Source organism: Streptomyces sp. A0592, assembly GCF_004795115.1.
GTDB lineage: Bacteria > Actinomycetota > Actinomycetes > Streptomycetales > Streptomycetaceae > Streptomyces > Streptomyces erythrochromogenes.
On sequence record NZ_SSBM01000025.1, the window covers coordinates 47,587 to 70,474 of the forward strand.

Here is a 22,888-nt window from a genome sequence, read left to right on the forward strand (position 1 = left end):
GCGCGGCCGGACGAGCCCCTTGACAGCCGGTGCGCCCTTGACAGGGTCTGGCGCCCCGTCAACTCTGGCCGGAGAACCGAGGCGGGGAGGCGCGGATGCCGGCAGCCCGGGAGTCCTTGTTGGACGCGGCGGCAGCGGCGCTCTCGGCGCGCCCCTGGCCGGACGTCCGGATGGTCGAGGTGGCCGCCGCGGCCGGGGTGTCGCGGCAGACCCTCTACAACGAGTTCGGCGGCAAGGCGGGCCTGGGCCGCGCCCTGGTCCGGCGCGAGGCCGACCGGTACCTCGAAGGGGTGGACCGGGTCCTGTCCACCCCGGTCCGGGCCCCCGAGCGGCTCGCCGCGGTCGCGGAGTGGACCGTACGGGCGGCCCGCGCGCACCCCCTCGTACGGGCCCTGCTCACCGGCAGCTGGGGGCCGGGCCTGCCCGCGGCGGGCAGGCGCGAACCCGGGCCGGGTGAACTCGCCCGGACGGTGCGCGACCGGGCGGCCGCCGCGCTCACGCCGGGGGAGGGGCCGCAGCGGTGCGAGCTGGCGGTGCGGCTCGCCCTCTCCTACGTGATCGCGCCGGGGGAGGAACCGGGGCCGGGGGAGCTGATCGGTCTGCTCAGTGCGCCGATCCGGACAGCTGGAGCCCGATGACCCCCAGGATGACCAGCGTGATCGAGACGAGTTTGAGGGTGGAGACCAGATCGCCGAGGAAGACCATGCCGTAGATCGCGGTACCGGCCGCACCGATGCCCGTCCAGACCGCGTACGCCGGGCCCACGTCCAGCTTCTTGAGGGCCAGCGTCAGCAGACCGAAGCTGCCGAGCGCGAAGCACGCGAAGGCGACGGTCGGCCAGAGCCGGGTGAATCCGTGGGAGAGCTTGAGGCAGACCGCGAAACCGGTCTCCAGGAGTCCGGCGACGACGACCAGCAGCCACGCCATGGCGAATGCCTCCCCGCGTCATGTGACATCGCGTCACTCGGTGCGATTATGCACTTGTCCCGGCAGGTCCTCCGACAAACACGGCATACCCGCCGGGTCGGTCAGTCGCCCTCGCGCCGCTCCCGCGTCGCCAGCAGCCGCCGCAGCGAGTAGAGCCGCGCCGGATCCGCGTGGCCGTCCTCCACCCACTTGTCGAGCGCGCAGTCCTGCTCGTCGTGGCTGCACGCGCGCGGACACTCCTCCGTACCGGGCACCAGGTCCGGGAAGGCCAGGATCACCCGGGACGGGTCCACATGGTGCAGACCGAAGGAACGCACACCCGGGGTGTCGATGACCCAGCCGTCACCCGAGGGCAGCGGCAGCGCCAGCGCCGAGGTGGTCGTGTGCCGGCCGCGGCCGGTGACCGCGTTCACGTGCCCGGTGGCACGCTGGCGGCCCTCGGCGACCAGCGAGTTCACCAGGGTGGTCTTACCGACGCCGGAGTGGCCGACGAAGGCGGTGATCCGGCCCGTCAGACGCTCGCGGACCCGCTCGGCCGCGTCGCCGGCGGCCAGCTCCTCGCGGTTGGTGACCACGTAGTTCAGGCCGAACGTCGAGTAGATCTCCAGGATCTTGTCCGCGGAGGTCAGGTCGGACTTGGTCAGCACGAGCAGCGGCTCCAGCCCGGCGTCGTACGCCGCCACCAGGCAGCGGTCGATCATCCGCGGCCGCGGCTCCGGATCGGCCAGGGCGGTGACGATCGCCAGCTGGTCGGCGTTGGCGACCACCACGCGCTCGTACGGGTCGTCGTCGTCCGCGGTGCGCCGCAGGACGGACTTGCGCTCCTCGATCCGCACGATGCGGGCCAGGGTGTCCTTCTTGCCGGACAGGTCACCGACGATCCAGACCAGGTCGCCCACGACCGCCGCCTTGCGGCCCAGCTCCCGGGACTTCATCGCGGTGATCGTGCGCCCGTCGACCAGGCAGGTCAGCCGGCCGCGGTCGACGGTCAGGACGAAGCCCTCGGAGGCGTCCTCGTGCTTGGGCCGGATGTTCGTCCGGGGCCGGTTGCCCTTGGGGTTGGGGCGCTGGCGGATGTCGTCCTCGTCGGTGTGCTTGCCGTACCTGCGCATGACGTGCCCTACGCTCCCGCACCCGCTTCGGGTCCCGAGTCCCCGGCCAGCATGTCCGTCCACATCTTCGGGAAGTCCGGCAGGGTCTTCGCGGTCGTGGCCACGTTCTCGATCTGCACGCCCTCCACCGCCAGGCCGATCACCGCGCCCGCGGTGGCCATCCGGTGGTCCTCGTACGTGTGGAACACCCCGCCGTGCATCCGGCGCGGCCGGATGCGCAGACCGTCCTCGGTCTCGGTGACGTCGCCGCCGAGACCGTTGATCTCCTTGGTCAGCGCGGCCAGCCGGTCCGTCTCGTGCAGCCGCAGGTGGGCGACGCCGCGCAGCACCGACTCGGAGTCGGCCAGGGCCGCCACCGCCGCGATGCCCGGGGTGAGCTCGCCGACTTCGCTCAGGTCCACGTCGATGCCGTGGATCTTGCCGGTACCGCTGAAGACCAGGCCCGCGTCCGTCAGTTCGCAGGACCCGCCCATCTCCGTGAAGATCCGGCGCAGCGCGTCACCGGGCTGCGTGGTGCGGCGCGGCCAGTCGGGAACGGTGACCGTGCCGCCCGTGATCAGGGCCGCGGCCAGGAACGGCTGGGCGTTGGACAGGTCCGGCTCCACGACCATGTCGCGGCCCAGCAGGGCGCCGGGGGAGACCCGCCACACGTCCTTCTCGCCGCCGGCCTCGGGAGTGTCCACCTGGGCGCCCGCCGCGCGCAGCATCTCCACGGTCATCCGGATGTGCGGCATCGACGGCAGCTTGCCGCCCACGTGCCGGACCTCGACGCCCTGGTTGAACCGCGGGGCGGACAGCAGCAGGGCGGAGACGAACTGCGAGGAGTTGCTGGCGTCGATCTCGACCGTGCCGCCCTCCAGGGCCCCGCCGCCCTGGACGGTCATGGGCAGCGCGCCCCGGCCGTCGTCGTCGATCCGGGCGCCGAGCGTGCGCAGGGCGGTGATGACCTGGCCGAGGGGGCGCTCGTAGGAGCGCGGGTCGCCGTCGAAGCGGATGTCGCCGTCGGCGAGGGTGGCGACGGGCGGCAGGAAGCGCATGACGGTTCCGGCGTTGCCGACGTCCACGGTCGTCGGGCCGTGCAGGGCCGCCGGGATGACCCGCCAGGCCTCGCCGCTCGCGCCGGCGCCCGCGGAGCTGGAGGAGACGGTCTCCTCGATGCCCACGCCCATCGCGCGCAGCGCGTCCGACATCAGCTGGGAGTCGCGCGAGCGCAGCGGGCGGCGCACCCAGCCCGGCTCGGAGGCGAGGGCGGCGAGCACGAGGGCGCGGTTGGTGACCGATTTGGACCCCGGCACCGTGACGGTGGCGTGGACGGTCCCATCGGCGAGCGGAGCGGGCCAGAGGGCAGGGGCGGGGGTCTCGGTCATGGCCCCCACTTTAGTGGCTTCCTCCGGGCCCGGATCTTGATCGCCCTCCGGTCTCAGAGGGTGGTCACAGGCCGAGCAGCCAGCGGCCGCCGCCGACCAGCGAGCACAGCGCGACGACGTGGAAGAAGAGCAGCCACACCACGGGGTGCAAGTGGGTGAGGCGCCCCAGCTGGTCGGCGTCGGAATCGGGCGCCGCGCCGCCCCGACGCTTGGCTCCCAGCTCGAAGACCGGCCGGACCCCGCCCAGCAGCAGGAACCACACGACGAGGTAGGCGAAGCCCGCCTGCACCTCGGCAGGGGTCAGCCAGGACACCAGCAGGAAGGTTCCGCCGGTCAGGACCACCGTCAGCGCCCCGTACGCGTTCCGGATCATCACGAGCATGGCCACCAGCAGGGCCGTGGCCGCCCACAGGAGCAGCGTGATCCGGTGCGCCGACAGCAGGGCCGCCCCGCCGAGGCCGAGCAGCGAGGGCGCGGTGTAGCCGCCGGCCGCGGTGAGGATCATCCCCAGCCCCGTCGGCCTGCCCCGGCTGACGGTGACCCCGCTGGTGTCGGAGTGCAGCCGTATCCCGCTCAGCCGGCGCCCGGTGAGCAGCGCCAGCAGGCCGTGCCCGCCCTCGTGCGCGATGGTGATGGCGTTGCGCGACAGCCGCCACAGCGGGCGCGGCCCCACGGCGGCCAGTGCGACCACGCCGGTCGCGATCACCAGCCACTGCTCCGGTGCGGTCTGTATGCCCGTGAGCCGGTCCCACAGGCCGGCCGTCGTGCTGCTGTCCATGAGGTGGCGGACTCCTTGCGGTGGTGTGCGGTGGACATGGCAGTGTGACAGCCATGTGCGGACGGTATGCAGCGAGTCGTGGACCGCAGGACCTCGTGGAGGCCTTCGGCATCGAGAAGTGGGAGCCGGAGGAGGCCCTGGCCCCCGACTTCAACGTGGCGCCGACGAAGGAGGTCCACGTCGTCCTCGACCGTCCTCTGAAGGACGCTTCGCACCCGCGTCCGGTTCGCCAGCTGCGCGTCCTGAAATGGGGCCTCGTGCCCTCCTGGGCCAAGAACCCCGACGGCGCCGCCCGGATGATCAATGCCCGGTCGGAGACCGTGCACGAGAAGCCGTCCTTCCGCCGGGCGTTCGCGCAGCGCCGCTGCATCATCCCCGCCGACGGGTACTACGAGTGGGTCACCGCCCACGACGAGCGGCAGCTGGAGGTGGAGGGCAGGAAGAAGCGGGCCCGCAAGCAGCCCTACTTCGTGCTCCCCTCCGACGGCTCCCTCTTCGCCATGGCCGGCATATACGAGTTCTGGCGCGACCGGACCCTGCCCGACGAGCACCCCCTCGCCTGGTGGGTGACCTGCTCGGTGATCACCACCGAGGCCGAGACCGGGCCGCTGGGCGTCGCCCCCGCCGAGGGGCCGCGCTCGCTGTCCGAGATCCACCCGCGGATGCCGCTGATGCTCACCCCCGACCGCTGGGACGCCTGGCTGGACCCCGCGAACACCGACACCGAGGGCTCCCTGCGGGAACTGCTCGCGCCGCCGCCGGGCGGACTGATGCGCGCCTACCCGGTGTCCACCGCCGTGAGCAGCGTGCGCAACAACGGGCCGGAACTGCTGACGGAGCTGGCCGCGCCGGAGGAGGGCACCCTCTTCTGACCGGCCGGGACGGCACGATGGGGGCATGACCACGCGTACCGAGAGTGTCGACACCCCGGCGGGCGAGGCCCGCATCACCTGGCACACCGCTCCCGGTGCCCGCCTCGTCCTCGCCGTGAGCCACGGAGCCGGCGGCGGCATCGAGGCCCGGGACCTCCGGGCGCTGGCCGCCGCCCTGCCCGCCCGCGGGATCACGGTGGCGCTCGTCGAACAGCCCTGGCGGGTCGCCGGCAAGAAGGTCGCTGCCGCGCCCAAGGTGCTGGACGAGGGCTGGCGCGGGCTGTGGCCGGCGCTCACGGCACCCGGGCTGCCGGTGGTCGCGGGCGGGCGCAGCGCCGGGGCCCGCGTGGCCTGCCGCACCGCCGACGAACTGGGCGCCGCCGGGGTACTGGCCCTGGCGTTCCCGCTGCACCCGCCGGGCCGGCCGGAGAAGTCCCGCGCCGAGGAGCTCACCGGGGCGGGCCGGCCCGCCCTCGTGGTCCAGGGCGGCCGGGACCCGTTCGGCCGTCCCGAGGAGTTCCCGGCACCGAGTGGGAGGCACCCGTACGAGCTCGTGGAGGTGGCCCACGGCGATCACGGTTTCGCCGTGCCGAAGAGGGCCGACACCACCCAGGAGGAGGCCCTGCAGACGATCACCGAAGCGGTCGGGGAGTGGCTGGCGCGGCTCCCCGGGTGACGCGGGCCACACCCGCCGGATCCGGCCCGCCGAAGGCCGAAAACCCGTGGCGCGCCGGGGAATGCGCCGCCCTGCCTCCGGCGTTGTCCCGGATGTCGATACGTACGGAACGTCGGAGGAGAGGGAGCGCATGACCCAGGTCATCAGCCAGAACCGTCCGCAGGCCGCTGACCTGGACTGGACGGTGCTGCCCGCCCCCAAGCGCAGCCCGCTTCGGGCGGCGGGGGGCCGGGAAGGTCGACTATTCTCCGATTCGAGCGGATCCGCTTTCGGAGCCGCCACGCAGTCGGAGGAGGTGGGTCCTGTCGCTGGGACCGACGAAGGCCACGCGGAGGAGACGACCCTGGAGCGCAACGCGCGCTTCGAACGGGACGCCCTCGGCTACCTCGACCAGATGTACTCGGCCGCGCTGCGCATGACGCGCAACCCGGCCGACGCCGAGGACCTGGTCCAGGAGACGTACGCGAAGGCGTACGCGTCCTTCCACCAGTTCCGCGAGGGCACCAACCTGAAGGCGTGGCTGTACCGCATTCTGACCAACACGTTCATCAACTCCTACCGCAAGAAGCAGCGCGAGCCGCAGCGCAGCGCCGCGGAGGAGATCGAGGACTGGCAGCTGGCGCGCGCCGAGTCGCACATGTCGACCGGACTGCGCTCGGCCGAGTCGCAGGCGCTCGACCACCTGCCCGACTCGGATGTGAAGGAAGCGCTGCAGGCCATTCCGGAGGAGTTCCGCATCGCGGTCTATCTTGCAGACGTAGAGGGCTTTGCGTACAAGGAGATCGCGGACATCATGGGTACACCCATCGGAACGGTCATGTCGCGACTGCACCGTGGCCGCCGTCAACTCCGCGGAATGCTGGAGGACTACGCCCGTGAGCGCGGGCTGGTTCCCGCGGGCGCGGGCGAGGCGAACGACCGGAAAGGCGCGGGCTCATGAGTTGCGGAGAGCCGCACGAGACAGAGTGCTCTGAGGTCCTGGACCACCTGTACGAGTTCCTCGACCATGAGATGCCCGACAGCGACTGCACGAAGTTCGAGACCCACTTCGGCGAGTGCAATCCCTGTCTGGAGAAGTACGGCCTGGAGCAGGCCGTGAAGAAGCTGGTCAAGCGCTGCTGCGGGTCGGACGACGTGCCGAGCGACCTGCGGTCGAAGGTGATGGGCCGGATCGAGCTGATCCGGTCGGGGCAGGCGGTGCCCGACCACGACGTCACCGCCGACAATCCCGCGCCCGGCTGACCGCGCCGGTATCCGTCGAACTACTGAACAGCCGCCCCCGGAAGATCAGTTCATTCACCCGAATGTGCTAATCCGGGGGCGTCCGCATGGCGCAATACGAAAATGTGGCCCGCCCCGCTCGGGGCCCCACCTATTCTCCCCAATCGGTGCCGGTTCGATTCGGCACCGGCACCCGGCTTGCCCGGCCCAGGGGAGGAGAGCGCCATGCGGGATCTTCCGCCGACCGCGCGCGGATTCGTCCTCGGTGCCGCCCTGGCGGCGGTCGCCTGCACCGCCCCGGCCCTGACGGATCCCGCCACGCCCTGGCCGGCCGTCACCCTCCTCGCCGCGCTCTACCTCGGTTGCGAACTCGTCAAGCTCTGCCCGCTGCCCGGCGGGCGGGTGCCCGAGGGCATCGGCTCCTTCCTGCCCGTCGTCCTCGCCGCCGTCTTCCTGCTGCCGCCCGCCGCCGCCGCGCTCGTGGCGCTGCCCGGAGGCCTCGCCGCCACCGTGGTCCAGCGGCCCGCCACGGTGCGCCGGGTGTGGCACGGGGCCCAGCAGGCCATCGGCGCATGGGCGGCGGGACAGGTGTTCCGGCTGCTGGACGGCCCGGCCGCGCTCGGCGGGGGGCCGTCCGCCGGAGCCGGGCACCCCGCGTGGCCGGCCGACTTCCCCTACGCGATGCTCCCCGCGACGGCTGCGGCCACCGCCTTCTGCCTGGTGGTCACCGCGCTCGACACAGGCATCCTGGCCGCCGCCGAGCGCAGGCCCGCCGCCACCGCCCTGCACGGACTGGTCGCCGGCTCCCTCGCCCCGTACTGCGTCCACGGCCTCGCCGGCCTGATGATGGCCGTCATGTGGCGCAGCCCGTACGGGGTCCCGGCCGCGCTGCTCGTCCTGCTGCCTATGTACGTCTCCTGCTGGGTCTTCGCCCAGTACCAGCGCGAGCGCGCCGCCCACCAGGCCACCATCCGGGCCCTCGTCCAGGCCGTCGACATCAAGGACCGCTACACGCGCGGCCACAGCGAACGGGTCGGCCAGGCCTCCACGATGATCGCCCGCGAGCTGGGGATGGCCGAGGACCGGCTGGAGGTGGTGCGCATCGCCGGCATCCTGCACGACGTCGGCAAGCTCGGCGTCCCGACCCGGCTGCTGCGCAAGGACGGGCCGCTCACCCCGCAGGAGCGCCGGATCATCGAGCTGCACCCCGAGTACGGGCACGAGATGGTGCGCGGCATCGGCTTCCTGGGAGAGGCCAGGTCCGCGATCCTGCACCACCACGAACGGGTCGACGGCACCGGCTACCCCTACGGGCTGACCGGCGAGCAGATCCCGGTGCTGGCCCGGGTGGTGGCGGTGGCCGACGCCTTCGACGCCATGACCTCGACCCGCTCGTACAGCCGGGCCCGGCCGGTGCCCACCGCCCTCGCCGAGCTGGAGCGGTGCGCCGGCGCCCAGTTCGATCCGGCGATGGTGCGGGCCCTGACGCACGCGATCGGCCGGCACGGCTGGCATCCGGTGGTCACCTCGGACGACGACCTCCAGGTGATCAGTTCCGCCGCCGGGGGGCCTGCCGCGGCCGCCGGCGCGGCTCCCACCGCGGCTCCCACCCCGGCGGAGCCGGCCGCGCTGCACGGGCAGGGCTCCCGGCCGGGCTCCGGCCCTGGTCCCGCCCGCGGTTCCGGTTCCGCTTCCGGTTCCGTTCCCGGCTCCGGTCACGGTGTTCCGGCGGGCCGCCGGGCCGGCGCGGGGCCGAGCGGCGCCGAGGGCCCGGTCCCGCCCGCCCGGGGCGGGCGGTGAGGGGGGCCGCCGCCCGGGCCGTGCACGGCGCGGCCGGGGCGCTCGCCGCCGTCGCCCTCGCCCACACCCTGTGGCACGGCCTGGCCGAGCCCGCGGCCGCCCTGGCCTTCGGCACCTTGGTCGCCGTCGGCGAGCTCGCCCGCCGGGACCGGCCGGGCGCCCCCGACCACCAGGGCGCGCCGCTCGGCTCGGCCGGCGCCCTCGCCTACGCCCTGCTCGGCCAGAACGCCGGCCGCCCGACCGATCACGGGGTGCTGGAGACCGTCGCCGTCGTCGCCGCGGCCGCCCTCGCCGGGATCGTCCCGCACGTGGCCCGCGGCCGCGGGCCCGCCGCGGACCACCTGGCCCGCCGGGTGCTCACCGTCGCCTTCGCCGCCGCCTGCTTCCAGCCGCTCTACAACTCCGGCCTGCTGGAGGAGCGGGTCGGCCAGGGGCCGTACCTCGTCGTCTTCCTGCTGCTCCTGCTGGGCCTCGTCGCCCTGTGCGACGCCGTGCTCGCCACCGCTCTCGGCGGGGCCCGCACGGGCCGGCCGTACGTGCCCCTGCTGCGCGACGGGCTCCGCGCCCAGCTCGGCATCGGCCCGGCGATCTGCGCCACCGGCGTCGTCATCGCGCTCGGCGCGGCCGTCGCGGGCCTGTGGGCCATCCCCGTCTTCAGCGTGCCGCTCCTGCTGACCCAGCTGTCCTTCCACCGGATCACCGCGATCCGGACCACCTACCGCCAGACCATCACCTCCCTGGCCCGGGCCACCGAGATCGCCGGGTACACCCCGCCCGGCCACTCCCGCCGGGTCGCAGCCCTGAGCTGCGCCGTCGGCCGGGAGCTCGGTCTGTCGGAGCGGGAGCTCACGGTGCTGGAGTACGCCGCCCTGATGCACGACATCGGCCAGCTCTCCCTGGTCGACCCGGTGCCGGACGGGGCCACCGCCGGGCTGCCGGCCGCCGATGCCCGCCGGATCGCCGGGCTGGGCGGGGAGGTGGCCCGCCAGACCGGGGTGCCCGCCGAGGTCGCCGTGGTGGTGGAGCGCCAGGCCGACCCTTACATGGAGCAGCCCCCGCTCGCCCGCATCGTGCGCGCGGTGAACGCGTACGACGACCTCGTCGGCGGCAACCGTCACCCGGGCGGCTCACTGGCCGCCCTGGAACAGCTCCGCCTGGGCACCGGGCACGATTACCAGCCGGAGGTCGTGGAATGCCTGGCGAGGGTTCTGGCCAGGGGCGGACGTGGCAGAGTGGTGCCCGTCCCACCGGGGTAACCCATGGGTAATGAGCGGCCGTCCGAGTGGGCATGGTTGGATGCCAGTAAGAGTGTCCGCAAGGCTGCACCGTAGTCCCCCAGCCACCGCTGGGAGGGTGCCCCCAGGCAGGCGGGAATCGTGAGGATCTTCGGGAAGGTACGGCATCGGCCCTCCGCCTCGTGGCGGCAGGCCACCGACCGCGCGTTCACGCTGATCGGCGACGGCCGGTACGAGGACGCCGGCGCGCTGCTGACCAGAGCCGCGGACCTGGAGCCCTGGCTCTCCGAGTCCTGGTTCAACCTGGCCCTGCTGCACAAGTTCCGGCACGACTGGGAGCAGGCGAGGGCCGCCGGACTGCGCGCCGTGGCCCTGCTGGACCGTGAGACCGGCGCCCCGGACTGGTGGAACGTCGGGATCGCCGCCACCGCGCTGCAGGACTGGCCGCTGGCCCGGCGGGCCTGGCAGGCGTACGGCCTGAAGGTGCCCGGCGACCCCCACGGCAGCGGGAACGGCGAACCGGTCGGCATGGAGCTGGGCAGCGCCGCAGTGCGGCTCTCGCCGGAGGGCGAGGCCGAGGTGGTGTGGGGCCGCAGGCTGGATCCGGCCCGCCTGGAGGTCCTGTCGATCCCGCTGCCCTCCTCGGGGCGGCGCTGGGGCGAGGTAGTCCTCCACGACGGCGTCCCGCACGGCGAGCGGGTCACCGCAGCAGGCCCCTCGTACCCGGTGTTCGACGAGATCGAGCTGTGGGCCCCCTCGCCGGTGCCGACATGGGTGGTGCTGCTGGAGGCGGCCACCGAGGCGGACCGCGACGCGCTGGAGCAGCTGGCCTCGGACGCGGGCTTCGCCGCCGAGGACTGGTCCTCGTCGGTGCGGCTGCTGTGCCGGACCTGCTCGGAGAGCGAGATGCCGAGCGACGAGGGCGACGGCGAGCACCTGGATCCCCACGACCACAGCGAGCCGGGACACCCCGGACCGCTGGGGCACCGTACGGCGGGTTCCGGCTCCTTGTGGGTGCCCGAGCGCGAATGCGGCATCGCGGCACCGGCCGGACTCGTGCGCGGGCTCCTCGACGGCTGGGTCGCCGACAGCCCGGACAGCCGCGAGTGGCGGGATCTCGAAGAAGTCTGCTGAAACGGGGCCGTAGGCTGTACGGGCACATCGGTGGCCATCGGCGACCACCGGTGACCGGGACTTACGGAAGGCGTACGGCGGACATGGCGCAGCAGGAGAACCAGGTTGTCGATGGTGGCGAGGTCGTGAACGACGGGTACGTCGTGGACACCGAGGACTGTGAGGCGCGCGAGCTGGCCCACCGGGAGCGCGGCACCGCCCACCCGATCACGGTCGTCGGCAACCCCGTCCTGCACCGCGAGTGCAAGGATGTCACCGAGTTCGGCGACGAACTGGCCCAGCTGATCGACGACATGTTCGCCAGCCAGAAGGCCGCCGAGGGCGTGGGCCTGGCCGCGAACCAGATCGGCGTGGACGCCAAGGTCTTCGTCTACGACTGCCCGGACGACGAGGGCGTGCGCCACACCGGTGTCGTGGTCAACCCGAAGCTCGTCGAGCTCCCGGCGGGCTCGCGGGTGCTGGACGACTCCAACGAGGGCTGCCTGTCCGTCCCGACGGCGTACGCCTCGCTGGCCCGCCCGGACTACGCCGAGGTCGAGGGCCAGGACGCCCAGGGCAACCCCATCAAGGTCCGCGGCACCGGCTACTTCGCCCGCTGCCTGCAGCACGAGACCGACCACCTGTACGGGTACCTGTACATCGACCGGCTCTCGAAGCGGGACCGCAAGGACGCCCTGCGCCAGATGGCGGAGGGCACCCCGCGCTACGAGACCGTCCCCAACGCCTGACCGGCTAGGCGGCCTGCGGGCCCCGGAAGGCACGCCTGAAGGCGTTCGGCGTGGTGCCCAGGGTCCGCAGGAAGTGGTGGCGCAGGGCCGCCGCGTTGCCGAAGCCCGAGCGGCCGGCGATCGCGTCGACCGTGTCGTCGGTGGACTCCAGCAGCTCCTGCGCCAGCAGGACCCGCTGGCGCAGCACCCACTTGTACGGGGTGGTGCCGGTCTCCTGGAGGAAGCGGCGGGCGAAGGTCCGCGGCGACATGTGCGCGCGCTCCGCGAGCTGCTCGACGGTGATCTCCTCGTCCAGGTGGCGGCCCATCCACTGGATCACCTCGCCCACCGTGTCGCAGGACGTGCGCGGCAGCGGCCGCTGGATGTACTGCGCCTGCCCGCCGTCCCGGTGGGGAGGTACGACCATCCGCCGCGCGACGGCGTTGGCCACCTCGGCGCCGTGCTCCTGGCGGACCACGTGCAGGCAGGCGTCGATGCCGGAGGCGGTGCCGGCCGAGGTGATCACGGGGCCCTCGTCGACGTAGAGCACGTCCGGGTCGACCAGCGCCCGCGGGAAGCGCCCGGCCAGGGCCGGTGCGTGCATCCAGTGCGTCGTGCAGCGGCGGCCGTCCAGCAGCCCGGCCGCACCCAGTACGTACGCGCCGCTGCACACGCTGAGCACCCGCGCGCCGCGCTCCACGCCGCGGCGCAGCGCGGCCAGGAGCGGCTCCGGCCAGGTGCGCTCCGAGGCGTTGCGGAAGGCGGGCACGCAGATCAGGTCGGCGCTCTCCAGCCGCTCCAGCCCGTGGGCGGGGGCGAGCGCGAAACCGGTCCCGGACATGGTCAGGGGGCCGTCCTCCGCCGCGCACACGGCGTAGTCGTAGACCGGCAGCCCATGGTCGCTGCGGTCGGTCCCGAAGACCTCGCAGAAGATCCCGAACTCGAAGGGGGCGACTTCGTCGAGGAGGGCCACGGCCACGTTGGTCAGCATGGGATCCAGTGTGGCAGTAATTCGCTCTTTCATGACAGTCCTGCCACTCGCGGGCTTGCCCGGACGGAGGGACAGTGGAGACATGAACACGTTCCTGAGCTACCTCGCCGTCCTCGCCGTCGCCACCCTGCTGCTCGCCCCCAGCCTCTACGGGGCCCTGCGCGAGCGGCGCATCGACCGGCAGATCCGGGCCGTGCAGACCCGGCTCGTGTGGCTGCCGCGGCAGAAGGCGGGCGGCATGCCGCCGACCCCGCGCCGGCACGGCCCGCGGTCGGAAGCCTGGCGCCGCGGGCGCCTCGCCCACTGAGCCCCGCCGACGCCCTCCCGCAGGCGTCCTCACCGCCCCGGAACGCGAAGAGCCGGGACGCGATCACCTCGCGTCCCGGCTCTCGGTGCACCCGGGGGTGCGCGGTCGGACCGGCGGTCGGACCAGCGGTCGGACCAGCGGTCGGACTAGAAGTCCTCGTCCAGGTCGACCGTGCCCTCGACCGCGACCTGGTAGGCCGACGGCCGGCGCTCGAAGAAGTTCGTCAGCTCCTGGACACCCTGCAGCTCCATGAAGGAGAACGGGTTCTGCGAGCCGTACACCGGCGCGAAGCCGAGACGGACCAGGCGCTGGTCCGCGACGCACTCCAGGTACTCGCGCATCGACTCGGTGTTCATGCCCGGCAGGCCGTCGCCGCACAGGTCGCGGCCGAACTGCAGCTCCGCCTCCACGGCCTCCTTCAGCATGTCGACGACCTGCTGCTGGAGGGCGTCGTCGAAGAGCTCGGGCTCCTCCTTGCGGACCGTGTCCACGACCTCGAAGGCGAAGTTCATGTGCATGGTCTCGTCACGGAACACCCAGTTGGTGCCGGTGGCCAGGCCGTGCAGCAGACCGCGCGAGCGGAACCAGTACACATACGCGAAGGCGCCGTAGAAGAACAGACCCTCGATGCACGCCGCGAAGCAGATCAGGTTCAGCAGGAAGCGGCGGCGGTCGGCGGCCGTCTCCAGGCGCTCGATCTTCTCGACCGAGTCCATCCACTTGAAGCAGAACTGCGCCTTCTCGCGGATGGAGGGGATCTCCTCGACCGCGTCGAAGGCGGCCGCGCGGTCGTCCGGGTCGGGCAGGTAGGTGTCGAGCAGCGTCAGGTAGAACTGGACGTGCACGGCCTCCTCGAACAGCTGGCGCGACAGGTACAGGCGCGCCTCCGGGGAGTTGATGTGCTTGTAGAGCGTCAGCACCAGGTTGTTCGAGACGATCGAGTCGCCGGTCGCGAAGAACGCGACCAGACGGCCGATCATGTGCTGCTCGGCGGGCGTCAGCTTCGCGAGGTCCGCGACGTCCGAGTGGAGGTCGACCTCCTCCACCGTCCACGTGTTCTTGATCGCGTCCCGGTAGCGCTCGTAGAAGTCCGGGTAGCGCATCGGGCGGAGCGTGAGCTCGAAGCCCGGGTCCAGGAGGTTCTTGTTGTCGGTGGAGCTCATTACTGGCAGGCCTCGCAGGACTCGGGGTTCTCAAGGGAGCAGGCCAGGGCATCGGCGTCGACGGCCTGCGGGAGCGCCACCGGAGCGGCGGTGGCGGCCTGCGCGGCGCGGGCGATCTTCGTCGCCGGGCGTGAACGCAGGTAGTACGTGGTCTTCAGGCCCTGCTTCCAGGCGTACGCGTACATCGAGCTGAGCTTGCCGATGGTGGGCGTCTCCAGGAACAGGTTCAGCGACTGCGACTGGTCCAGGAACGGCGTACGGGCCGCCGCCATGTCGATCAGGCCGCGCTGCGGGATCTCCCACGCCGTGCGGTACAGCTCGCGGACCTCGGCCGGGATCCAGCCGAAGCCCTGGACCGAGCCGGAGGAGTCGCGCAGCGCCTCACGGGTCTGGGCGTCCCACACGCCGAGCTGCTTGAGCTCCTCCACCAGGTAGCCGTTCACCTGGAGGAACTCGCCCGACAGAGTCTCGCGCTTGAACAGGTTGGAGACCTGCGGCTCGATGCACTCGTACACGCCGGCGATCGAGGCGATGGTCGCCGTCGGGGCGATGGCGAGGAGCAGGGAGTTGCGCATGCCGGTCTCGGCGACGCGGGCGCGCAGCGCGTCCCAGCGCTCCGGCCAGTTCAGCTCGACGTCGTAGTGGTCCGGGTGCAGGACGCCGCGCGCGGTGCGGGTCTGCTCCCAGGCCGGCAGCGTGCCGCTGCGCTCGGCGAGGTCGCAGGAGGCCTCGTAGGCGGCCAGCATGATGCGCTCGGAGAGCTTGGTGGACAGGGCCTTCGCCTCGGGGGAGTCGAAGGGCAGCTTCAGCTTGAAGAAGACGTCCTGGAGGCCCATCGCGCCCAGGCCCACCGGGCGCCAGCGGGAGTTGGAGCGGCCGGCCTGCTCGGTCGGGTAGAAGTTGATGTCCACCACGCGGTCGAGGAAGGTCACGGCGGTGCGGACGGTCTCGTCCATCCGCTCCCAGTCGATCTCGCCGTCCACGACGAAGGCGCCCAGGTTCACCGAGCCCAGGTTGCAGACGGCCGTCTCGCCGTCGTTGGTGACCTCGATGATCTCGGTGCACAGGTTCGAGGAGTGCACGACCGTGCCCGGCTCGGCGGTCTGGTTCGCCGTGCGGTTGGAGGCGTCCTTGAAGGTCATCCAGCCCTGGCCGGTCTGCGCGAGGGTGCGCATCATCCGGCCGTACAGGTCGCGGGCGGGCATGGTCTTGCGGGCCAGGCCGTCGGCCTCGGCCTTGCGGTAGGCGGCGTCGAAGTCGTCGCCCCACAGGTCGACCAGTTCGGGGACGTCGGCCGGGGAGAACAGCGACCACTCGGCGTCGGCGTTCACGCGGCGCATGAACTCGTCCGGCACCCAGTGGGCGAGGTTCAGGTTGTGGGTGCGGCGCTGGTCCTCGCCGGTGTTGTCGCGGAGCTCCAGGAACTCCTCGATGTCCGCGTGCCAGGTCTCCAGGTAGACCGCGGCGGCGCCCTTGCGGCGGCCGCCCTGGTTCACGGCGGCGACGGAGGCGTCGAGCGTCTTCAGGAACGGCACGATGCCGTTGGAGTGGCCGTTGGTGCCGCGGATCAGCGAACCGCGGGCGCGGATGCGGGAGTACGACAGGCCGATGCCGCCCGCGTGCTTCGACAGGCGCGCGACCTGGTGGTAGCGGTCGTAGATCGAGTCGAGCTCGTCCAGCGGGGAGTCCAGCAGGTAGCAGGAGGACATCTGCGGGTGCCGGGTGCCGGAGTTGAAGAGCGTGGGGGACGAGGGCAGGTAGTCGAGGCGGCTCATCAGCCGGTACAGCGAGGCCACTTCCTCGACGGCCTGGATGCTCTCGTCCGCGGCGAGGCCGCAGGCCACGCGCAGCATGAAGAACTGCGGGGTCTCGATGACCTGACGGGTGATCGGGTGGCGCAGCAGGTAGCGGCTGTGCAGGGTGCGCAGGCCGAAGAAGCCGAAGCGGTCGTCGGCGCCCTCGGCGAGGGTGTGCTCGACCAGCGCGTCCAGACGGCTCGCGTGCGTGCGCACGAATTCGGCGGTGCGGTCGGCGATGAGGCCCTCGCGGTGGCCGACCTCGACGGAGGCGGAGAACGAGGTGGAGCCCTGGCTCGCGGCCTCGTCGCGCACGGCCAGCGTCAGCAGGCGGGCGGCGAGCTTCGAGTACGCGGGGTCCTCGGAGATGAGCCCCGCGGCGGACTCCGTGGCCAGCCCGCGCAGTTCGGCCTCGTCGGCGGCGGAGCTGCGGCCGCGGAGCGCGGCGGCGGCGACGCGGCCGGGGTCGGTGTCGGGGAGGTCCGCCGTAAGTTCGGTGAGGGTACGCAGCAGCGTGGCCCCCGGGCCCTCGGTGTTGTCGCCAGAAACGGACTCGGCGCGCGGTGCGGAAGGCGCGATGGTCACGGCGGGAGCTCTCCCTCGCTCGGCCCGGTCATCGGCGGGCGGGCGCGGGCGCATGCGGGCGTGGCAGGAGGGCACACCGCACGGCGTCCACCGGCCCAACCGCGAGGCCCGGACGTGTCGGCACCCGGGTCGGTCGATCCGGGCGCGCTGCCGGCAGGTCATCGGACTTGGTGTCCGGATGTCGGACACTTCATACCGTTGCGGGACAGTTCCGGATTCCCACCGGATTCCCCTGCGGCGACAGCAGGCATGAGCATACATGTGGGGGCGCCCTTGTGCGGCAACCCCCACATGTAGTGTCGGCGTGGCTACAGCTTGAGTCGATACGTGAGGAGTGTCAGGCCCTCGATCGGCGCCCAGTCCCGCTCCGGAGTGCGTACGAAGCCCAGGCGCGCGTAGATCCGGTGGGCCCCGGCCATGCTGCGCTGGGTGGAGAGGACGACGCCCGTGACGCCCTCCACGGCCCGCGCCCGTTCGACGCACGCCCGCACCAGGGCCTCGCCGGCGCCCTGTCCGCGGGCCGCGTGGGCCACCGCCAGCATCCGGAACTCGGCCTCGTCCGGGCCCGCGATGTCGGCGAGCGGGCTGCCGGGTGCGGCGAAGGTCACCCCGCCGAGCACCTGCCCGTCGCGCTCGGCGACGAGCACCTTGGCCAGTGCGGCCCGCCCGGCCACGTCGCGCAGCACGTTCAGGTAGGCGTCGTCCTCGTTGAAGTCCAGGTGCCCGTCGGCGAGGTAGGCCTGCGCGGTGATCTCGCCCAGCGTCTCGTGGTCGGCGGGCACCGCCGTTCTGATCAGCATGTCCATGCGGTCGAGTGTGCAGGACGCCTCCCGGCGGGCGGCGCTATCGTCGGAGGCGGCACCGTCGAGGAAAAGGCCTTCGCGGGACAGGGCGAAGCGACTGGGTCGACCCCGCTCCGATCCTCATGGCCGTCGAGGTGACTTCGTGGGGCTCCGACACCGTCCGGCGGGATCACGTCGAAAAGCCCCGTGCCTATGCGGAGACCGGCATCCCCCTCTACCTGCTGATCGACCGGGCCAAGTGCGAGGTCTCCGTCTACAGCCAGCCCAACGGCCAGCGGTACGAGAGCATCCACATCGTGCCCTATGGGACGGACATCGCACTGCCCGACCCCGTCGGCATCACCCTGCCCACCGAGGTCCTCAAGGACTGGGTGCGCTGAGCAGCGCCGAAGGGCCCCGCCGCAGGACGCGGCGGGGCCCTTCGCGTGGGTCAGCAGCAGCGGAAGCCCTCGCGGGGGTCCGCCTCGCGGGCGTCCGTGCGGGCGCGTTCGAAGGCGCGGCGGGTGAGGACCTCCGCGTCCGGGTCGTGGGAGCGGGTGTGGGCGACGTACCGGTCGTAGGCGGCCTCCCCGGAGAACTCCCGTACGTAGAACCTGGCCCTGGCCAGCACGCTCCGTACGGTGCTCACCCCACCGGCTCCTTGACCTGGCCGCCGCCGGAATCGCGGTCGGCCGCGGCGGCGAACTCCGCCCGCTCCTCCGCGGTCGCGATCAGGCCCGCCGGGGCGACGATCTTCGACTCGGTCCACGGGACCTCGGAGAGCTTCGCCGACCCCGGGTCGCGGACGGCCTTGACGCAGGTGCGGAGCGCGTCCGCGAGGACCACGATGATCAGCACCGCGAAGAGGGCGCACAGCACGCCGTCCACCGTGGCGTTGGTGACGATCGTGTGCATGTCGTCCATGCTCTTGGCCGGGGCCAGGACCTTGTCGGCGTCGATGCCCGCCTGGTACTTGTCGCGCTGGGCGAAGAAGCCGACCTTCACGTCCTCGGAGAAGACCTTCTGGTAGCTGGCGGTGAGGGTCACCGTGGCGTCCCAGACCAGGGGGACGCCCGTCACCCAGGCCCACTTGAGTCGGCCGGACTTCACCAGCAGCGTGGTGCAGACGGCCAGGGCGACCGCGGCCAGCAGCTGGTTGGCGATGCCGAAGAGCGGGAAGAGCTGGTTGATGCCGCCCAGCGGGTCCTTGATGCCGACCCACAGGAAGTAGCCCCACGCGCCGACCACGATCGCGCTCGCGAACCACACGCCGGGCTTCCAGCTGACGTCCTTGAAGGACTTGTGGACGTTGCCGAGGGTGTCCTGGAGCATGAACCGGCCCACGCGGGTGCCCGCGTCCAGCGTCGTCAGGATGAAGAGCGCCTCGAACATGATCGCGAAGTGGTACCAGAAGGCCTTCATCCCGGCGCCGCCGATGACGGAGGAGAAGATCTCCGACATTCCGAGTGCGAAGGTCGGCGCGCCACCCGTACGGGAGAGCAGGCTGGCTTCCTCGACGTCCTTGGCGGCCTGGGTGAGCGCCTCGGGCGAGATGGCGAAGCCGAAGTTCGTCACCGCCTGCGAGGCGGACTCGACGGTGGTGCCGATGATCCCGGGAGGGGAGTTGACCGCGAAGAAGAGGCCGGGCTCGATGATGCAGGCCGCGATGATGGCCATGACGGCGACGAACGACTCGGTCAGCATGGCGCCGTAGCCGATCATGCGGACCTGGGTCTCCTTCTGGATCATCTTCGGGGTGGTGCCCGAGGAGACCAGGGCGTGGAAGCCCGAGAGCGCGCCGCACGCGATGGTGATGAAGACGAACGGGAACATCGACCCGGCGAAGACCGGGCCGTCGCCGCGGGCCGCGAAGTCGGTGACCGAGGGCATCTTCAGCGTCGGCATCGCGATGACCACGCCGATCGCGAGGAGGGCGATGGTGCCGACCTTCATGAAGGTCGAGAGGTAGTCGCGGGGCGCGAGCAGCATCCACACCGGCAGGACCGAGGCCAGGAAGCCGTACACCACCATCCAGATGACGAGCGTCTCCTTCTCCAGGGTGAAGGTCCCGGCGAAGGAGGACTCGGCGACCCAGCCGCCCGCCACGATGGCGAGCAGCAGCAGGGCGACACCGATGAGGGAGACCTCGGTGACCCGGCCCGGCCGCAGGACGCGCAGGTAGAAGCCCATGAAGACGGCGATCGGGATGGTCATGCCGATGGAGAAGACGCCCCAGGGCGAGTGCGCCAGGGCGTTGACGATGACCAGGGCCAGCACCGCCAGCAGGATGATCATGATGGCGAACACGGCGACCAGGGCGGCGGCTCCGCCGACGGGGCCGATCTCGTCCCGCGCCATCTGGCCGAGCGAACGGCCGTCGCGGCGGGTGGAGAAGAACAGCGTCACCATGTCCTGGACGGCGCCGGCGAAGATCACGCCCGCGACGATCCAGATGGTCCCGGGCAGGTAGCCCATCTGGGCGGCGAGCACGGGTCCGACGAGCGGGCCGGCGCCGGCGACCGCGGCGAAGTGGTGGCCGAAGAGCACCCGGCGGTCGGTGGGATGGAAGTCGACACCGTTGTCAAGGCGTTCGGCGGGGGTGGCCCGCGTCGCGTCGACCTTCAATACGCGGTGCGCGATGAAGCGTGCGTAGAAGCGGTAGGCGATGGCGTACGAGCCCAGGGCCGCGGCGAGCAGCCAGGCCGCGGAGATCTCCTCGCCGCGCGAGAGCGCGAGGACGCCCCAGCCGATGGCGCCGACGAGTCCGACGAGCACCCACACGGCGATGGACTTGGGGGAGGGCGAGCCCGATGGGGTTCCCGGGCTCGCCGTGTCCCGTTGTGTACCTGTTGCTTCCGGTTCAGGCATGATCCTGGTCCCCTCGTCGATCATCTGCGTAAGCAGGCGGAATCTACGGGGGATTGCCTGGTGAACGTAAGACCCCGTCCGCATTCCGGTCGCGGAATTCCGGCACGCGGGGCGGGGCCACGGGTGTCAGACGGCGGGGCGCTTGAGCCTGGCGACGAACTTGTAGCGGTCGCCGCGGTACACCGACCGCACCCACTCCACCGGTTCGCCGTCGGCGTCCAGGGAGTGCCGGGAGAGCATCAGCATCGGCAGCCCGACGTCGGTGCCGAGCAGGCCGGCCTCGCGCGGGGTGGCCAGGGAGGTCTCGATCGTCTCCTCGGCCTCCGCCAGGTGGACGTCGTACACCTCGGCGAGGGCGGTGTACAGAGAGGTGTACTTGGCGAGCGACCGGCGCAGCGCGGGGAAGCGCTTGGCCGAGAGGTGGGTGGTCTCGATGGCCATCGGCTCGCCGCTGGCCAGGCGCAGCCGCTCGATGCGCAGCACCCGCCCACCGGTGTTGATCTTGAGCAGTCCGGCGAGGGTGTCGTCGGCGGTCACGTAGCCGATGTCGAGGAGCTGTGAGGTCGGCTCCAGGCCCTGGGCCCGCATGTCCTCCGTGTAGGAGGTCAGTTGCAGGGCCTGGGAGACCTTGGGCTTGGCGACGAAGGTGCCTTTGCCCTGGATCCGCTCCAGTCGTCCTTCTACGACCAGTTCCTGGAGGGCCTGGCGGACCGTGGTCCGCGAGGTGTCGAATTCGGCCGCGAGCGTGCGCTCCGGCGGTACCGGGGTGCCGGGCGGCAGGGTCTCCGTCATGTCGAGCAAGTGCCGCTTGAGTCGGTAGTACTTGGGTACACGTGCCGTGCGAGTGGCTGCCCCGCCGTCCGGCTCCGTGAGTGCCCCTTCGGTGGCCATCGCCGCCCGCCTTCCCGACTCCAGTTTCGCTGCCGTCACCGGCTCCTCCGATATGTGCGGTCACATGGTGACACGACTGGGGGTACAGGCCTTCTCTCTCCCCAGGTGTCGGTCCGATAACGGACCGGGCACCCGCTCATTAGACCCTTGACACCCCTAAAGGTCTAGGCCAAGCTCCAGCTACTGGTCTACACCAATATGGATCAGATCCCAGCCCCACGGCAGTACTTCGCGTATGTCACCGCGGCGGGCAAGGGAAGTGCAGGCAGGCATCCCTGAGGAGGGTGGCGTGAAGCGCAAGCTCATCGCGGCGGTCGGTGTCGCGGGCATGATGGTCGGACTCGCGGCGTGTGGCAATGGGGACGACGACAAGGCCAAGGCCGACGCGGGTCCCAAGGAGATCACCGTCTGGGTCATGGACGGCTCCGCGCCGAAGGCCTGGATCGACGAGGTCAACAAGGAGTTCTCGGCCAAGCACCCCAATGTGACGGTCAAGGTCGAGGAGCAGAAGTGGACCGGCATCCAGGAGAAGGTCACCACGGCCCTCTCCGAGAACACCCCTCCGGACGTTCTTGAGCTCGGCAACACCCAGACCGCCGGCTACGCGGTCACCGGCGGTCTCGCCGACCTGACGAAGGACAAGGCCGCCCTCGGCGCCGACGCCTGGCAGAAGAGCATGCTCGCCTCGGCCGAGGTCGACGGCAAGCTCTACTCCGCCCCCTGGTACGCCGCCAACCGCGTCGTCGTCTACGACAAGAAGGCCTTCGCCAAGGCCGGCGTCACCCCGCCCACCACCCGCGACGAGTGGATCGCCGGCCTGGAGAAGCTGAAGGCGGCCGACCCGGCCACCCAGCCCATCTACCTCCCCGGCCAGAGCTGGTACGTCCTCGCCGGTCTCATCTGGGACGAGGGCGGCGACCTCGCCGTCAAGGACGGCGCCAAGTGGAAGGGCGGCCTCGGCACCCCGCAGGCCGGCGCCGCGATGGAGTTCTACAAGAAGCTCCAGTCCTACTCCACCGCCCCGAAGGACAAGGACGAGGCCAACCCGCAGCAGTCCACCGACATCGTCCCCAAGGGCGGCGTCGCCTCCTGGATCGGTCTCGGCTGGGAGGCCGGCGGTGCCGAGAAGGCGCTGAAGGACGCGGGCAAGGAAGCCGACTTCGGCTACTTCCCGATCCCGGGCAAGACCGCGGACAAGACCAGCACCGTCTTCCTCGGCGGCTCGAACCTCGCCGTGGCCGAGCGCTCCAAGAACAAGGAGCTCGCCAAGGAGTGGCTGGCCCTCGCCGCCGGCAAGGACCAGATGACCAAGTACGCCGCCGAGACCAAGGGCGCGCTGCTCCCGAACCAGGCCGCGGCCAACTTCACCCCCGCCGCGGGCTCCTTCGCCGAGGCCATGGGCAAGGGCGGCGTCAACGGCAAGATCACCCCGGTCACCGCGGGCTGGGCGAACGTCGAGACCGAGCCGAACCCCATCAAGGAGTTCATGACCAAGGTCCTGAAGGGTGAGGACGCGGCCAAGGCCGGTGCCGAGGCGGACGCGGAGATCGCGAAGCGCATCAACAAGTAGTCCCGCCCCGCAGTACCCGCACCACCCAGCAGTGTGAACGCACCGGGGAGTGCGGCAGGTGCCCGGACACCCGCCGCGCCCCCGGTCGCGCATTTGACTCCACAGT

At 71.7% G+C, this 22,888-nt stretch carries 23 protein-coding genes and 1 riboswitch; of the genes, 12 read left to right on the top strand and 11 right to left on the bottom strand.

Annotation, left to right across the window (positions count from 1 at the left end; genetic code table 11):
* Positions 1–95 precede the first annotated feature (95 nt).
* A complete protein-coding gene (locus tag E6U81_RS28355) occupies positions 96–638 on the top strand; it encodes a TetR/AcrR family transcriptional regulator (RefSeq protein WP_136232908.1) in 543 nt (180 codons plus the stop codon).
* On the opposite strand, the gene E6U81_RS28360 is transcribed toward E6U81_RS28355, so the two are convergent.
* From E6U81_RS28360 to E6U81_RS28375, 4 genes are all read right to left on the bottom strand, one after another.
* Entirely contained in the window at positions 604–927 is a 324-nt protein-coding gene (locus E6U81_RS28360) for a multidrug efflux SMR transporter (protein ID WP_030658800.1), read from the bottom strand. The genes E6U81_RS28355 and E6U81_RS28360 overlap by 35 nt on opposite strands.
* Positions 928–1,028: 101 nt before the next feature.
* Entirely contained in the window at positions 1,029–2,039 is a 1,011-nt protein-coding gene (gene rsgA, locus E6U81_RS28365) for a ribosome small subunit-dependent GTPase A (protein WP_136232909.1), read from the bottom strand.
* An 8-nt stretch (positions 2,040–2,047) separates the two neighbouring features.
* Positions 2,048–3,406 carry a 3-phosphoshikimate 1-carboxyvinyltransferase gene (gene aroA, locus E6U81_RS28370; protein ID WP_136232910.1) on the bottom strand — a complete coding sequence of 453 codons (1,359 nt, stop codon included), beginning with the start codon at positions 3,404–3,406 and terminating at the stop codon, positions 2,048–2,050.
* Positions 3,407–3,470: 64 nt separating this feature from the next.
* Positions 3,471–4,184: a M50 family metallopeptidase gene (locus E6U81_RS28375; protein WP_136232911.1), complete on the bottom strand. Its 714-nt coding sequence runs from the start codon at positions 4,182–4,184 to the stop codon at positions 3,471–3,473.
* Between the two features lie 53 nt (positions 4,185–4,237).
* Here E6U81_RS28375 and E6U81_RS28380 point away from each other — a divergent pair, with 53 nt between their 5' ends.
* The 8 genes from E6U81_RS28380 (at position 4,238) to def (ending at position 11,850) form a co-directional block, all read left to right on the top strand.
* The gene (locus E6U81_RS28380; RefSeq protein WP_136232912.1) at positions 4,238–5,056 is read left to right on the top strand and encodes an SOS response-associated peptidase; all 819 of its coding nucleotides are present in this window, start codon (positions 4,238–4,240) and stop codon (positions 5,054–5,056) included.
* Positions 5,057–5,081: 25 nt separating this feature from the next.
* Positions 5,082–5,732 carry an alpha/beta family hydrolase gene (locus E6U81_RS28385; protein WP_136232913.1) on the top strand — a complete coding sequence of 217 codons (651 nt, stop codon included), beginning with the start codon at positions 5,082–5,084 and terminating at the stop codon, positions 5,730–5,732.
* A 295-nt stretch (positions 5,733–6,027) separates the two neighbouring features.
* A complete protein-coding gene (locus E6U81_RS28390) occupies positions 6,028–6,672 on the top strand; it encodes a sigma-70 family RNA polymerase sigma factor (protein ID WP_031151607.1) in 645 nt (214 codons plus the stop codon).
* The gene (gene rsrA / locus E6U81_RS28395) at positions 6,669–6,974 is read left to right on the top strand and encodes a mycothiol system anti-sigma-R factor (protein WP_030032336.1); all 306 of its coding nucleotides are present in this window, start codon (positions 6,669–6,671) and stop codon (positions 6,972–6,974) included. Before E6U81_RS28390 ends, rsrA begins: the two co-directional genes overlap by 4 nt.
* Before the next feature lie 204 nt (positions 6,975–7,178).
* Positions 7,179–8,753, top strand: a complete 1,575-nt coding sequence (locus E6U81_RS28400) for an HD-GYP domain-containing protein (protein ID WP_136232914.1) — start codon at positions 7,179–7,181, stop codon at positions 8,751–8,753.
* A complete protein-coding gene (locus tag E6U81_RS28405) occupies positions 8,750–10,009 on the top strand; it encodes an HD domain-containing protein (RefSeq protein WP_136232915.1) in 1,260 nt (419 codons plus the stop codon). Before E6U81_RS28400 ends, E6U81_RS28405 begins: the two co-directional genes overlap by 4 nt.
* Before the next feature lie 120 nt (positions 10,010–10,129).
* On the top strand, positions 10,130–11,122 hold the full coding sequence (locus tag E6U81_RS28410; RefSeq protein WP_031151610.1) for a hypothetical protein: 993 nt from the start codon (positions 10,130–10,132) through the stop codon (positions 11,120–11,122).
* An 83-nt stretch (positions 11,123–11,205) separates the two neighbouring features.
* Positions 11,206–11,850, top strand: a complete 645-nt coding sequence (gene def, locus E6U81_RS28415) for a peptide deformylase (RefSeq protein WP_136232916.1) — start codon at positions 11,206–11,208, stop codon at positions 11,848–11,850.
* A gap of 4 nt (positions 11,851–11,854) precedes the next feature.
* On the opposite strand, the gene E6U81_RS28420 is transcribed toward def, so the two are convergent.
* A complete protein-coding gene (locus E6U81_RS28420) occupies positions 11,855–12,820 on the bottom strand; it encodes a helix-turn-helix domain-containing protein (protein ID WP_136232917.1) in 966 nt (321 codons plus the stop codon).
* Positions 12,821–12,902: 82 nt separating this feature from the next.
* Between E6U81_RS28420 and E6U81_RS28425 the strand changes: the two genes are divergently transcribed.
* Positions 12,903–13,127, top strand: coding sequence for a hypothetical protein (locus tag E6U81_RS28425; protein WP_136232918.1), 225 nt, complete (start codon positions 12,903–12,905; stop codon positions 13,125–13,127).
* Between the two features lie 146 nt (positions 13,128–13,273).
* Here E6U81_RS28425 and E6U81_RS28430 read toward each other — a convergent pair whose 3' ends face one another.
* From E6U81_RS28430 to E6U81_RS28440, 3 genes are all read right to left on the bottom strand, one after another.
* A complete protein-coding gene (locus E6U81_RS28430) occupies positions 13,274–14,290 on the bottom strand; it encodes a ribonucleotide-diphosphate reductase subunit beta (protein ID WP_136232919.1) in 1,017 nt (338 codons plus the stop codon).
* On the bottom strand, positions 14,290–16,671 hold the full coding sequence (locus E6U81_RS28435) for a ribonucleoside-diphosphate reductase subunit alpha (protein ID WP_136232920.1): 2,382 nt from the start codon (positions 16,669–16,671) through the stop codon (positions 14,290–14,292). Before E6U81_RS28435 ends, E6U81_RS28430 begins: the two co-directional genes overlap by 1 nt.
* A gap of 134 nt (positions 16,672–16,805) precedes the next feature.
* A riboswitch (cobalamin riboswitch) is annotated at positions 16,806–16,935 on the bottom strand.
* A 44-nt stretch (positions 16,936–16,979) separates the two neighbouring features.
* Positions 16,980–17,477 (bottom strand): GNAT family N-acetyltransferase, encoded by a 498-nt coding sequence (locus E6U81_RS28440; protein ID WP_136232921.1) that lies wholly within the window; start codon positions 17,475–17,477, stop codon positions 16,980–16,982.
* Positions 17,478–17,596: 119 nt separating this feature from the next.
* Between E6U81_RS28440 and E6U81_RS28445 the strand changes: the two genes are divergently transcribed.
* Positions 17,597–17,854 (top strand): Uma2 family endonuclease, encoded by a 258-nt coding sequence (locus E6U81_RS28445; RefSeq protein ID WP_240804056.1) that lies wholly within the window; start codon positions 17,597–17,599, stop codon positions 17,852–17,854.
* 50 nt (positions 17,855–17,904) lie between these two features.
* On the opposite strand, the gene E6U81_RS28450 is transcribed toward E6U81_RS28445, so the two are convergent.
* From E6U81_RS28450 to E6U81_RS28460, 3 genes are all read right to left on the bottom strand, one after another.
* Complete coding sequence (locus E6U81_RS28450; protein WP_030764507.1) at positions 17,905–18,102, bottom strand: YbdD/YjiX family protein; 198 nt, start codon at positions 18,100–18,102, stop codon at positions 17,905–17,907.
* On the bottom strand, positions 18,099–20,321 hold the full coding sequence (locus tag E6U81_RS28455; RefSeq protein WP_136232922.1) for a carbon starvation CstA family protein: 2,223 nt from the start codon (positions 20,319–20,321) through the stop codon (positions 18,099–18,101). The genes E6U81_RS28450 and E6U81_RS28455 overlap by 4 nt, the downstream gene beginning before the upstream one ends.
* 126 nt (positions 20,322–20,447) lie before the next feature.
* Positions 20,448–21,212, bottom strand: a complete 765-nt coding sequence (locus tag E6U81_RS28460) for a GntR family transcriptional regulator (RefSeq protein WP_030026774.1) — start codon at positions 21,210–21,212, stop codon at positions 20,448–20,450.
* 289 nt (positions 21,213–21,501) lie between these two features.
* Between E6U81_RS28460 and E6U81_RS28465 the strand changes: the two genes are divergently transcribed.
* Complete coding sequence (locus tag E6U81_RS28465) at positions 21,502–22,782, top strand: extracellular solute-binding protein (RefSeq protein ID WP_136232923.1); 1,281 nt, start codon at positions 21,502–21,504, stop codon at positions 22,780–22,782.
* Positions 22,783–22,888 lie beyond the last annotated feature (106 nt).

What these genes read in the sequence shown, in the direction of transcription:
- E6U81_RS28355 (WP_136232908.1), top strand. Translation starts at nt 96, where the DNA reads ATGCCGGCAGCCCGGGAGTCCTTGTTGGACGCGGCGGCAGCGGCGCTC.
- E6U81_RS28360 (WP_030658800.1), bottom strand. Translation starts at nt 927, where the DNA reads ATGGCGTGGCTGCTGGTCGTCGTCGCCGGACTCCTGGAGACCGGTTTC.
- rsgA (WP_136232909.1), bottom strand. Translation starts at nt 2,039, where the DNA reads ATGCGCAGGTACGGCAAGCACACCGACGAGGACGACATCCGCCAGCGC.
- aroA (WP_136232910.1), bottom strand. Translation starts at nt 3,406, where the DNA reads ATGACCGAGACCCCCGCCCCTGCCCTCTGGCCCGCTCCGCTCGCCGAT.
- E6U81_RS28375 (WP_136232911.1), bottom strand. Translation starts at nt 4,184, where the DNA reads ATGGACAGCAGCACGACGGCCGGCCTGTGGGACCGGCTCACGGGCATA.
- E6U81_RS28380 (WP_136232912.1), top strand. Translation starts at nt 4,238, where the DNA reads ATGTGCGGACGGTATGCAGCGAGTCGTGGACCGCAGGACCTCGTGGAG.
- E6U81_RS28385 (WP_136232913.1), top strand. Translation starts at nt 5,082, where the DNA reads ATGACCACGCGTACCGAGAGTGTCGACACCCCGGCGGGCGAGGCCCGC.
- rsrA (WP_030032336.1), top strand. Translation starts at nt 6,669, where the DNA reads ATGAGTTGCGGAGAGCCGCACGAGACAGAGTGCTCTGAGGTCCTGGAC.
- E6U81_RS28400 (WP_136232914.1), top strand. Translation starts at nt 7,179, where the DNA reads ATGCGGGATCTTCCGCCGACCGCGCGCGGATTCGTCCTCGGTGCCGCC.
- def (WP_136232916.1), top strand. Translation starts at nt 11,206, where the DNA reads ATGGCGCAGCAGGAGAACCAGGTTGTCGATGGTGGCGAGGTCGTGAAC.
- E6U81_RS28420 (WP_136232917.1), bottom strand. Translation starts at nt 12,820, where the DNA reads ATGCTGACCAACGTGGCCGTGGCCCTCCTCGACGAAGTCGCCCCCTTC.
- E6U81_RS28425 (WP_136232918.1), top strand. Translation starts at nt 12,903, where the DNA reads ATGAACACGTTCCTGAGCTACCTCGCCGTCCTCGCCGTCGCCACCCTG.
- E6U81_RS28430 (WP_136232919.1), bottom strand. Translation starts at nt 14,290, where the DNA reads ATGAGCTCCACCGACAACAAGAACCTCCTGGACCCGGGCTTCGAGCTC.
- E6U81_RS28440 (WP_136232921.1), bottom strand. Translation starts at nt 17,477, where the DNA reads ATGGACATGCTGATCAGAACGGCGGTGCCCGCCGACCACGAGACGCTG.
- E6U81_RS28445 (WP_240804056.1), top strand. Translation starts at nt 17,597, where the DNA reads ATGGCCGTCGAGGTGACTTCGTGGGGCTCCGACACCGTCCGGCGGGAT.
- E6U81_RS28455 (WP_136232922.1), bottom strand. Translation starts at nt 20,321, where the DNA reads ATGCCTGAACCGGAAGCAACAGGTACACAACGGGACACGGCGAGCCCG.
- E6U81_RS28460 (WP_030026774.1), bottom strand. Translation starts at nt 21,212, where the DNA reads ATGGCCACCGAAGGGGCACTCACGGAGCCGGACGGCGGGGCAGCCACT.